This is a genomic window from Pseudomonas sp. NFACC24-1, from assembly GCF_900115235.1.
Lineage (GTDB): Bacteria > Pseudomonadota > Gammaproteobacteria > Pseudomonadales > Pseudomonadaceae > Aquipseudomonas > Aquipseudomonas fluorescens_AA.
Genome location: NZ_FOVS01000064.1, coordinates 1 through 11509, shown reverse-complemented (window position 1 = coordinate 11509; position 11509 = coordinate 1). Strand labels below are relative to the sequence as shown.

Annotated in this window: 10 protein-coding genes and 1 pseudogene; all 11 read right to left on the bottom strand. The window is 56.4% G+C overall.

Features of this window, described 5'->3' with window-relative positions:
- Nucleotides 1–342, bottom strand: a 342-nt coding sequence (locus BM317_RS29235) for an IS5 family transposase (RefSeq protein WP_139236094.1), incomplete at its 3' end; no start/stop codon positions are given.
- A gap of 156 nt (nucleotides 343–498) precedes the next feature.
- The gene (locus tag BM317_RS29230; protein WP_092477167.1) at nucleotides 499–2928 is read right to left on the bottom strand and encodes a lantibiotic dehydratase; all 2430 of its coding nucleotides are present in this window, start codon (nucleotides 2926–2928) and stop codon (nucleotides 499–501) included.
- 3 nt (nucleotides 2929–2931) lie between these two features.
- Nucleotides 2932–3720: a hypothetical protein gene (locus BM317_RS29225; protein ID WP_092477165.1), complete on the bottom strand. Its 789-nt coding sequence runs from the start codon at nucleotides 3718–3720 to the stop codon at nucleotides 2932–2934.
- Complete coding sequence (locus BM317_RS29220) at nucleotides 3710–4624, bottom strand: MbnB/TglH/ChrH family RiPP precursor modification enzyme (protein ID WP_092176888.1); 915 nt, start codon at nucleotides 4622–4624, stop codon at nucleotides 3710–3712. The genes BM317_RS29225 and BM317_RS29220 overlap by 11 nt, the downstream gene beginning before the upstream one ends.
- A 65-nt stretch (nucleotides 4625–4689) precedes the next feature.
- Nucleotides 4690–4839, bottom strand: a complete 150-nt coding sequence (locus tag BM317_RS30820) for a 3-thiaglutamate biosynthesis pearlin carrier peptide TglA (RefSeq protein ID WP_170842400.1) — start codon at nucleotides 4837–4839, stop codon at nucleotides 4690–4692.
- 10 nt (nucleotides 4840–4849) lie between these two features.
- Complete coding sequence (locus BM317_RS29215) at nucleotides 4850–5992, bottom strand: M50 family metallopeptidase (RefSeq protein ID WP_092477164.1); 1143 nt, start codon at nucleotides 5990–5992, stop codon at nucleotides 4850–4852.
- Nucleotides 5989–6906 carry a class I SAM-dependent methyltransferase gene (locus tag BM317_RS29210; RefSeq protein ID WP_256574293.1) on the bottom strand — a complete coding sequence of 306 codons (918 nt, stop codon included), beginning with the start codon at nucleotides 6904–6906 and terminating at the stop codon, nucleotides 5989–5991. Before BM317_RS29210 ends, BM317_RS29215 begins: the two co-directional genes overlap by 4 nt.
- Before the next feature lie 13 nt (nucleotides 6907–6919).
- Nucleotides 6920–7666, bottom strand: coding sequence for a methyltransferase domain-containing protein (locus tag BM317_RS29205; protein WP_256574291.1), 747 nt, complete (start codon nucleotides 7664–7666; stop codon nucleotides 6920–6922).
- A gap of 191 nt (nucleotides 7667–7857) precedes the next feature.
- Nucleotides 7858–9069, bottom strand: a complete 1212-nt coding sequence (locus BM317_RS29200; RefSeq protein WP_092176894.1) for an MFS transporter — start codon at nucleotides 9067–9069, stop codon at nucleotides 7858–7860.
- Nucleotides 9070–9117: 48 nt separating this feature from the next.
- Entirely contained in the window at nucleotides 9118–10524 is a 1407-nt protein-coding gene (locus tag BM317_RS29195; protein ID WP_092176897.1) for a pyridoxal phosphate-dependent decarboxylase family protein, read from the bottom strand.
- Nucleotides 10525–11059: 535 nt separating this feature from the next.
- Nucleotides 11060–11509 (bottom strand): annotated as a pseudogene (locus BM317_RS29190) (magnesium chelatase domain-containing protein); the annotation flags it as partial.

Sequence of the window (11509 nt, the reverse complement as noted above, 5' to 3'; positions counted from 1 at the left end):
CCGAGCGCCAGATGAGGCTCGGGTTGCGCGTACTGCGGTTGAGTCGATCATCCAGGTTTGCAGATCGATCAAGCCTTGCTCATTCAATCTCAGGTGTAAGCGTTTGAGCATCTGATCGAATGTTCCCTGATTTCGCCAGCCGCGAAACCGTTGATACACCGTTGACCATGGGCCGAAGCGCTCCGGCATGTCTCGCCACGCAGCACCTGAGCAGAGCACCCAGAGCACACCATCGAGCATCAGGCGGTCGCTCAGGCGCGGCCGCCCTCGGCCATGAGTTTCGATGAAGAGGTCGGAGACCACACCCCAGGCCTCATCCGAGAGTTCGTAACGCTTTGCCATCACAGAATTCATTTCCGTCGATGGCGGAGGACTCTACAAAATCTCAGCGTTTGAGGGGCGGAAATTGGGTTTCTCGGGATTTCGTATAGAACCTAGATCAACAGTCAGCCGGAACGAATCGGAATACGCCTCTACTCGAACTGGGTAACTTCGAATTCAAGCTGGCTGGAAAAACGTTGTCCGTATTTCACAACAAAATCGACCCTGCGCTTGCTCAAGCCAAAGCTCTTCAGGGCAAGGGCGCATTTCCGAAAACTTCACTTGGTTGGCACTTTGCAGGGCATTGCTGATGCCGTCCAACGACAATGGGTTATCAAAGTCAAGGAATATGGGTTTGGGCTCGGAGTCGATCTTGATGAACGCATAGCGCGGCAACCCCTGAGCAACTGCCCAGGCGCGCCATTGCAAAATATGATTTAGATCGTCGATAGAGGTTTTTACCTGCGGCAGTTGATCGCTTGAGAACAACCAGGAAGCCCGTTTATAGAGGGCGCGCCCTAGCCAGATACGGCGCTTGTCGTGTTTGGCAACAACACTTCCGGCTAGGGCAAAACCGAGACGATGCATGGGAGTTGGGTAGACGCAGAGCAGGTCTTCGCTGAATTGGCCCAGGGCATCGACTACCTGCAAACGCCCATGGGCGTACATCACTTTTGCCCGTCCGGCGGCGAACTGTTGATGCGTGGCCACGCAGCCCCCGCCGGAGGGTAGTACCAGTTGCCGATATGAAGGTTGCAGTGGCCAATCGATATGCGAGCGTTGGTAGCTTTCCGGCGAGTCCGCCAGGATCAGCCGCGGACGCTGAAAAATCGCTTCTACCTCTTGGTTCACCTGGATATTAAACGGCCCGAATGGCGCAGCGACGGGCTGGCAGAGAGTATGGACCGCCGGGTGTACTTCGCCCACGATGATGGTGTAATCGCCTCGGTTGATGGCTTCCACCGACGGGCTGGATAGCAGAAAGTCCGGCGAGTGGTAGTCACTGCCAAATACCTCGAAATGGGTGACGTCCAGCTCGACATTCAGCCGGCTTATCAGGCGCTCGATGTCTGTAACCGAAAGGCGCACATCAATGTTATCCGCGAGCCCCTCCAGTTGTTCTTCCCAGGCCTTTTCCAGGCGCTGATCAAGGTCGATGACAATTCGCTCTTCAATTGTCGGCAATAGAGGAGCCAGTGCGTTGAGAAAGTCGAGAAAATCCACGGGTATGTCCGTGTAGGCGTTCTGACGCTGCTTCCACACTTCTATGAACGCCTGGTTAAGCCGATGCGCGATGGCCTTGATCAGCCATTGATGGATAAGCATCAATGGTGCCAGGTCTTCATTTATCTGCTTAAGCATGTCCTGTCCTAGGCTTATATTCATATTTCTCGAACAGTCTTCGTATACTGGGTACCGACCAACATACATTGCACCGGTTTCCCGACTGAGGTCCACGCCGGCTTCAACGAGCAGTTGGTTCAATGTATCTAAGCATTGTGTGCGGCGTTCAAGGTTGCCTTTTGCATAGTCTCGGCGTGCGCTTTCGAGCCTCTCCAGGAGCAGTTGCCAGGTTTGGCTGAACGTTTCAGATGCTGCGGCATCGTCCAGCCAGCGCTGCATCCGCTCTATCGGCTTGCGTTCGCGCGGCGACATTTGCCAGCCACGCCGCACGATGCGTTTGCTGACCAGGTGTTCCAGCAGGTCGCGCAGGGTGTCGGCCGGGGTATCGACACAGGCCTTCAACAAGCCCCGGAGCGTCGGCATGCCCTCTTCCGGGTCGTTGATGTAGGCCAATACCTGCGCGGTTACCGGGCTCAAGTGCTGCTTTTTGCCAATAGGCATGAACAAGGTGCGTGCTTGCAGGTAGCAACCCGCGTTGAGTTGCAATGGTATGCAGTCAGGGTCCGGGCATTGCTGGTTGATTTGCTCGACCAGTCGCTGAACTGCCCAGTTTTCGAAAAACGTACTGCGGTCCTTGATCCATGCATCGCCGTAGGTGACATGCATGTTCTCCGTCTGTTGCGGATCGAATCGACCCCAGGCCAGCGGGCCAAAAAAGCTTGAGGTGTCGTTTTTGGCGCAGAAACGTTGGGCATAGCTCCAGCCCAGTCGCAGCTTCTGTTTCTTGCGCGTATCGTTTTTAGCGAACCGGTCGCGGATCAGTTCACGCGCGCGCGTCAATGCGGCCGGGTTGGAAATGAACAGGGCCTCGGCAACCGCGTCGTCATCCAGAAAGTCGATCAATCCTTGACGGATGCGTTCCAGATAAACCTGGTATTGCTGGTCTGCCTCTGTGCGTGTGGCGGTCTGTTCCAGTAAGCCATTCCAGTCGTGTACGGCAGCGCTCAAGGGATCGCGTAAGGCTTGCGGCAGGTCGGCGACTTGCAGCGACAGGCCTTCGTTGAGTTTGCGAATCAGCTTGCGACAGGCTTGGGGGGAGTGGGCATTGGCCGCTTCAAGCAGGGTGGCCTTCACCCCTTGCAGCGCGCGAAAACGCTGTTCAAAGGCACCGCACGCAGGCAGCTCGGAAAACCCTCCCAACGCGGTCAGGTGATGAATGGGAAAACCGGTTGAGCGCAGCCAGAAGTAGTGTGAACTTTCCATGATTCAGGCCGGTATCCTTATTGCGTTGAGTTTGTGCAGCTTGCCAAGCACCGCGAGATCATCGCCGTTTTGTGGCGCTTGCAGTGCCAAATCCGCGAGCAACCGTGGTTGTTTCAGGTCGGCGTAAAGGCTGGCCGCGCGTGGGCTGATGAGCGTGAATTTGTGGCGGGCCTCAAGGTTGGGCAAATACACCAGGATATGCTCACAGGTCTGTTCCAGGGGCCCGCGTCCCAGCTGGCTCTTGTCGCGCAGCCAGTGTGAGAGCGCAAAACAACTATGGTGGAGGCGGGCTTGGGCGGTGCGTTGATAATGGCCGGGTACCGGGGCGGCGACGTCCATCAACCCGGTGTACAGATGAACGCATTCGCGTTCAAGCCCGATCAGGTCCCGGATCTCTGGGTAATCGGCCAGTTCCTGGCGTTCCAGTAAAAATCCCAGTACCGCATCGCAGTAGCCATAAACCATTGGTCCAAAGTCGAACCAGTCCTGTTCACGCAAAAACGTTCGGGACAGAGTGGGTAAATCCAGCCCGATGTTGATCAGCGCGCGCAGGGTCAACGGGGCGCCGGTCTCCAGCGCATTTGTAAAGGAGTTGACCAGGCGGAACTGGTAGTTTTCGACGAACCACTTCACGCGGTCGAACTGTCCGGCATAGGCTTGCAGAATCGTTCGTTCATCCTCAGGGAAGTGTTGCAGCCATTGCGTAGCCCCCTGCGCCTGGAATAAATGCTGCTGCAAGGTTTCATCGCGCAGCAGACGTCGCCAAAGCTTCCAGACCTGCTCAGCATCCATGCGCCAGCTCCCGTGCCGGTTGGGTGTAATGATTCCAGATTTTCTGCGCGCGCCGCACGTCGGTGACGATCATGTGTTCGTCATTGGCATCCATTACCCGGGTGAGCGCATGGTGGGCCTGCCCTTGATACTCAAGGATGATCGCCGAGGGTTGGGCCCGTGACATCAGTTCTTCGTAGAGGTCCCAGACAGGCTCAGGCACGCTGGCGTCATGCCAGTCGTGATAAAGCCCGTCATGCCAACTGCCTCCGGCCAGGTGCACCGAGATCACCTTGTCCAGCGGTAAGGTATCCAGGTAGTCGCGCAGGTCGAAATTCTTGAGGTTCAGGTGGTTAGTGTAAATGTTGTGCAGGTCAAGATGCAGAAACGTGCCGGACTGCTGCACCAGCCGCGCGAGGAACTCGGCTTCGCGCATTTCCGCGCCAGGGCATTGCAGGTAATAGGCGGCGTTTTCATGGGCCAGCGGCATCCCGTAGCGCATTTGCAGCGCCTTGGCCCGCTCTGCACAGCGCAACACTTCGGCATTGGAAAACTGCAGGGGGCTGCTCCAGATATCCAGCCATGAATTGTCGCCATAAAAACAATGATTGGCGACCCAGGGGCTGTTCAACATCTTCGCCAGGGGCACATGGCGCTGCACCGCAGCAGTTTGCTCCAAGGGGCTGAAACCAAAATCGCAACCGTAATTGGAGTGCGCCAGCAACGTGAAATTCTCGGCCAGCCGCTCCATCATCGCTCTGGCCGCCGGCTTGATGATCTGCGGACCATCCATGGGCGCCATGATGTTGTCGAGCAGGATTTCCAGAACATCGACTTCAATGTCCTCGAAGGGAAACCAATCAAGGATTTCAGGGTTGTACTGAATGCCCACGCCAATCGGGTCGGGCTTAACGAATTGAGTCATGGGTTGCCCAGTCAGGCGAAAGATGGGGGCCTCCCCGGCAGCACGCCGGGGAAGGTCTGGAACCGTCAGGCGAAAACCTTGCTCTCGATGACTTCGATGTCATCCAGGTCGAACTCCTCAAACAATGCTTCTTCGTTAGCTTCGGTAGCGGGAACGGTCATGTTGTCGACGTGGGGTTCGTTTTCGGCGGTCGGGGTGGTTGGCGATTGAGTCATGGCACTTTCCTCAGGGGTGGTTGAACAGGCGGATTACAGTGAAGGCGGTGAAGCACCAGGCGATGACCCATCCCAGGCAGGTCAACACAAAGGTGCTCCAGTAGAGCCGGCGCAACTGCGGGGAGACCGGCTCTTGAGCGGCGCGGCGCGAGCGCCGTACATAATTGAAGGCTCGTTGGCGCAGGCGTGGCTGCTCCAGGAATTCGATAATTGCCAGATAGGTATCGCCATTGAAAATCGGTAGGAGGGTCGGTATCAGGGAAATGAACGACGCTACGACCATCACCACGAACAGCGACGCGAACGCGCCTTGGGCATCCCGGTACAGCGCCCACAGGGCGATCCCGGCACCGGCGTACATCAGGCTGACCATGGGGCCCGCCAGAATGGTGACAACTCGTTGATTGAGGGGCAGTTGCGACCACTCTTTTTGCACCGGCCGTACCCAGCCGGTGGCCAGTAGCACGTAGATGCCAATCCCGAAGTCGTTGACTTTGACCCCATAGTGTCGACATGCCATGGCATGACCAAGCTCGTGCAGCGCAATGGATGTGACGATGACCGGGAAGTGCCAGATCAGCCAACGGTAACTGTGCACATAGGTAGCGCCAACGTCAGCCAGGAACGCGTCGAAGTGCATGCCCAGATAAATGAAGCTCGCTAGTGCCAACACCAGCAGCGACACGTTGAAGCTCGTACGACAGCACCAGGGCGCCCAGCGATAAAGGTAATCGAGCAACGGCTGCGGATTGGTTTTTACCAGGTTGATCAGCAAGTGTTCTTTCAGCGGGCCATAGGTGATCCCAGTGGCCGGGTCGCGCAGGTTGTTCTTGTGAGCGGCGTGCTCGCTGCTCAGCAGATTCAGGCTGAGCAACTTGCGCTCAAACTGCATCAGCTTCTCGAGGCTGACCTTCATTCGGTGGCGTGCGAGGGCTGCGGCCATGATCTCTGTGTGGCTGCTTTGGCCATCGAAGAGCAATGCGAGGCAGTACTCGGCCTTGCCCAGCTCAAAACCGAGGTCCGAGGTGGGGTCATAGAGATGGTAGCGTTGCACCGCGCTATCGTCTGTCGGCGGCGTCACGACCAGGTCATCTCTCAAGCAGGCATGGGCTGGCGCTGCAACCTTGCTGGTCGCCATGGCAGAGCTGCTCATGGCTGAGCCCACCACGCGTGCAGCTGCGGCCGGTAGGTGTGTTCCAGCGCTTGGCGGCCCTGGGCCTTGACGTCTGCCAGGCGCTTGTCGCTGCGTCGATGACTGGCGCGTCCCAGTACAAAAACAGCCCCTGGGCGGGTTGGGCCGCAGACGGGCTCATGGGTGGTGCGAATCGGTTCCCAGCCATGTTTACACATCAGGTATTCGATACTGCTGGCGCTCAGGTAGCGCCGATGGTTATGGGTGAGGAAGCCCTGTTCAAGGCCATAGCCCAGGGCGCGGCCCTCAATCAACAACAACCCATCGTCCGCACTGGCTTGTCGACACAATTGCATGACCTGGTTGACGTCATGCACATGCTCCAGTGATCCATTGATGATGATCAGGTCGTAGTCGCCACTGGGGTTCATATGTTCAGCAGCCACCAGATCGATCTGCAGACCGATCTTCTTGCCGTATTCTACATATGCCCGGTCCGGATCATTGCCTCTGACCGACCAGCCCTGTTTGGCAAACGGAATCATCAACCCGCCAGCGGAACAACCGACGTCGAGCAGTTTGCCGGTGGCGGGTAGCACCTCTTTGAGGTACCGATACAGGTGTTCCCCGCGGCGTACCTGATCAAGAAAAAAAGCGCGCTCAGGTTCCGAATTGCCGAACAGGCTCAGGCGATAAAACTTGTCGTAGTAAGCGTTATAGAACGCTTCCTCAAAGCGGTATTGCTGGAAAATATGCCCGCACTCCTGGCAACCCAGTACCGGCAAGTCGATTGCCTGCTCGCCAGGTCCGCGAACGCTGTGCAATAGCACGGCGTGTTGTGTGGAGTCGCACAGTTCGCAGTCCATCTTGTGCACGCGGTACGCGTCGGGCATCTGCAGGCGTTGTAAGTATTGCTGTTTTAGGGATGTGCTCACGATGACGTCCTGGTCACTTGATGCAGAAAAAACCTTCAAAACAGATGTGCTTGAATACCGTGGTGATGTCCTGGAAGCCTGCACGGTTTAACAAGTCGATATTTCCGGCGGTGGAGAAGGGCTCAAGCACACCTTTGAGGCTTCTGGTTTTTGCCAGTATTTCATCGGCGCTATAGCCCTGGTCGCGTTTGTAGTCGACGTAAAGACTGCTGAGAATGTCCTGGAAGCGCGCATCCGGGCCGCGTACTTTTTCGAACATGATGAACGCCCCGCCCCAATTCAATGACTCGTAGATTCGATCAAACAGGGCCTGCCGAATGCGCGGATGCACGAACTGCACGGTGTAATAAGCAACGATCAAATCGCTTTTTTGGTAATCAAACGTGAGTATGTCATCCGTGACAAAACTGACATTGGGCAGGGGGGAGGCGCTCAACAGCGTGTTCGCCTGGCAGGTCATCGCATCTTCCACATCGATGCCTACCCACTTCGTTGAAACACCGTGACGGAGTGCCAATCGACGCGTCAGGGTGCCGGTAGAGCTGCCCAGCTCGTAACAGGTACTGTCGCTCTTCACAAAGAAGTCGCTGAGTGACAGCACGATTTCATGTCCATCCTTATATCGGGGCACAGACTTCGATACATGTGAATCAAAGTGCTGCGGCGTGGTGCCGCCAAAACTCCAGGCGGCATTGCGCGATTCGACACCGTCGCCGACGGTTTCATAGGCAAGAGCAGGCGAACTCATCAAGGTAGACATGTTCATTCACATCCATGCTGGAGAACGTTGAGGTGCATTGCTATGGGGAGCGCGACATGTGCCGCGCTAGACAAGTGAGCGTTTTTTTATTATTCCTGCTACTCGCGGTAGTTCTGATTGCAAGGCGGAAAGTTAATGGCCAGCCCCGTCTTCGAGGTGCGGCAATACTTAGTCAGCGTTGACGATGGCCGTTACGCCGTCGCGCCGAGCATTGTTCGTCGCCATACAAGACGCGCCAACGTGATCGACCAGTTGCACAAGGCGACCACCAAGATGATATAGAGCAACGTCGACATGCCTTGGCTGACGATGACTTTACCGGCCAACAACGGAAACCCGAACACGCCGACAAAGTAGGAAAGACTGAATAGAACTAACGATTGCGCGGTCTGACCGGCGGGGGCTTCATTGGCTGCCAGTCCGTTTATCACAGAGTAAGTCAGCCCATAACCTACGCCGAGCACAATGGCGGCCAGCAAATACGCCGCCGACGAGTGTACGAAGAAGGTGAGCATCAATACCGAAACCACCATCAGCGCACTTAATAGGCTGGACATCACGTAGGGATCGCGTTTGACGATATAGCCTGCGACCAACAGGCGACAGGAGATCGCCGCGCTCATGAAGCCCAGGAAGAATAGCGAATAGTCGAGGTGGTTGAGGGCGGCATAGGAGGTCTGGAAACTGGAAAGGCCGCCGAAGATCGCACCGCCGAGGCCGACCATGATGATGGCAAAGACCGCCTTGGAACCCAGCACTGCCTGGGCGGCACGGGCGCTGATTTTGCACACTGTCACCGGCCCCAGTCGCGCTTGTTGCTGCTTGATGTGCGGCCCGAGCAGGAAAAACACCAGCCCTCCTACCAGACTGGCGATGGCGGCCACCACAAACGCCGACTCCACGGAATGGCCCAGTGCCTCGGCGGCACGCCCAACCAAAGGGCCGGTGCCTATGCCGCTCATCATGCTGCCTGACAGCAAGGCAAAATACTTCACACGCCGGGCAGGCTCTATGATCATCGCCACAATGATCGGTCCAAGGGTGTAGAACACGCCCCATCCAAACCCCAGGATCAAGCCGCTGGTCAACAGGGCCACTCCGAACGCAGGCACGGTTGCGAAGCCCAGGCACGCCGCTGCCAATAACACGGCGCCCGCTGCGATGGCTTTGGGCGCGCCGATCAGATCGGTCAAGTGGCCTGAGAAGATGACTGCCAGGAATGTACTGAGCATGGCAACCGAGATAATCGTCCCGGCGTCGGACTCGCTGCCACCACTTTCCCTGAGCTTCATTGCCAATAAGAATGTAGTGCCATACGACAGGGAGAGTAAATAGCTGCCCAGGCAAAACAGGCCGAACAGCCCGTTGCCAGTAGCGTGGCTCGCGGACGCTTGTGAAGACATTGGCTTCTTTCCTTGTGGAATCGAAAGTGGGGTAGGTCAGTCGGGCAATTAATCGGCGGCGCGTTGTAACGCGGCGGTCACCCGATTGATGTCTTCCTCTTGGGTCATCCAATTACTGATGGATAAACGCAACGCATATTCACCCTTGTATGTTGTTGGGGTGATATACAGTTCGCCGCTGCTGTTGAGATTGCTCAGCACCTGTCGATTGAGTTCGGCCAGCGTGTTGGGAGTGCAACCGTCTTTGAAATAACGAAAGACTAGGAGATTCAATCTGACTTCACATAGAAGTTGAAAGCAGGGGCTTTCATCAACCCATGAAGCAATACGCTGGGCATAACCGCAATGGCGTTCGATCAATTCCCTGTATCCGGCCTTGCCATAGGCCATCAATGTCATCCACAACGGTAGCGCCCGATAGCGTCGAGACTGTTCAACACCGCGGTTCATGTAAGCCGGTAATTGCCCTTCCAGGGGAACGTAAGGGGCATCAGCTGAAAAGGCTCGTTCATGAAGCGTCACATGGCGGGTAAAAGCGATACCGCAATCATATGGAACGTTAAGCCATTTATGCGCGTCGGCAGTTATAGAGTCTGCTAGCTCCAAGCCTTCTACCAGATGCGCATACTGGCTTGAGCATCTCGCGAAGGCACCGAACGCGGCATCGACATGCAACCATGCACGGTATTTTTTGCATAACGTTGCCAGTGAAACCAGGTCATCAAAATCGCCACTGTTAACGGTGCCCGCACTGGCCACCACAATTCGACATGGCGATGTGCAAGTGGCTAGCGATTGTTCCAGCGCGTCTAGATCAAAGACTTCGCGATGAGGCAGGCAATTTACCTTGATAAAGTTACGCTGACCTATACCGAGAAGCCCCAGATCCTTGACAATGCTTGAGTGGGGCGAGGCGCAGAAAACCATTACTGGGAAGGCGGCCTGAAGGCCATCTTGGGCGATGCTGACGTTGTTGTGTTCCCCACACCACTCGCGGGCGGTGGCCAGGCCAACAAGATTCGCTGCGGTGGCGCCTGTTGTCAGTACGCCGTGGAAAGCGTCGGACGGGAGTCTGAGCATGTCGGCCAGGAAGCTCAGCGTTTGGGCTTCGATGAACGCCGCTACGGAATGGCGTTCAGTCGCAACGTTCTGGTCCAACACGGAAACCAGCCAATCACCTGCCAACGCTGCGGGCGTGGTGCCGCCAGTGACAAAACCGAAATATCGTGGGCCTGTGCTGCGTGTGTGTGATGCGCCATAGTTTTCCCAATACATTTCCAGGGCGGCCAAACCGCCAATCCCCTGCTCAGGCATCTCGGATTGAATCGCCCTGTTGTGGGTTTGGGTATTCACTACATTTGCATCGCGAGCGTCTGCCAGAAAATCCAGAGCAATACGACCCACTTCAGCCATCAGCTCAGGCATACCTGCTTCATCACGCGAAAAAACCTGCATCCCTGCACTCCCTTACCTTAATGAGCGATCCTTTTGAACCCTTCCGATCGGCAACATTTCCATACGTCTTTATTGGAACTTCGCCATTTATAGCAAGCTTTTTAGTGAGTGAAAACTCGCTGTCACGACATTAGGGGGCTGCGGCATATCGATAACTGACATTAGGCCCTTCGAGAAATGCATTCATAACTCATTGAATTAAGTAATTAAATGAGAATTAATGGATGTCTTTTTCATGAGCCGGGTCAAGCGTGGCGCCACAGGAAACAGGTTCAGGATTTATGATCTGAACGTTATCGCATGTTAAACAATCCCTGTGAATCACTCTGCCTAGAACGCCACTTATGGTCCCGCTTCTGCCGCTACAACAGGCACAACGCGGGGGCTCAAGCGTCAAATCTTCACTAGCGCTCAGCTCTTCGAAGGATAAGGCCGCAGGTAAAGATGTTTGAAGGATATGAGAGGTTTCTTAAGCAGCCAAAATGGCTTGCTGGTTGTCGCATCAATTTCCGAAATGTCGCATTTAATTCAGTATCCTACACCCGCCACCCACCAGCGCCGGACCGGAAGCCGAATGGTGCGGCTGGCGAAACGGACGTTGCGGCCAGTGGCTCAACGGCACGCAACTGGCCACCGACTGGATGGCCGCAACCTCCAGGGCCTCGCTCTCGGCCCGTGGCACCACCAGCATGCGCCCGGCCTTGCGCGCCGCCAGCGCCGCGGGCAACACGCCACGCACCGGACGCACCGCGCCGGACAAGGCCAGTTCACCGAGGCATTCCACGTCGTCCAGCGTCAGGGTCGGCACCTGCACGCTGGCCGACAGGATCCCCAAGGCGATGGCCAGGTCGAAGCGGCCGCCGTCTTTTGGCAGGTCCGCCGACGCCAGGTTCAGGGTGATGCGCCGCGCCGGAAAATTCAGCCCCGAGTTGATGATCGCGCTGCGCACCCGATCCTTGCTTTCCTTCACCGCCGCCTCCGGCAG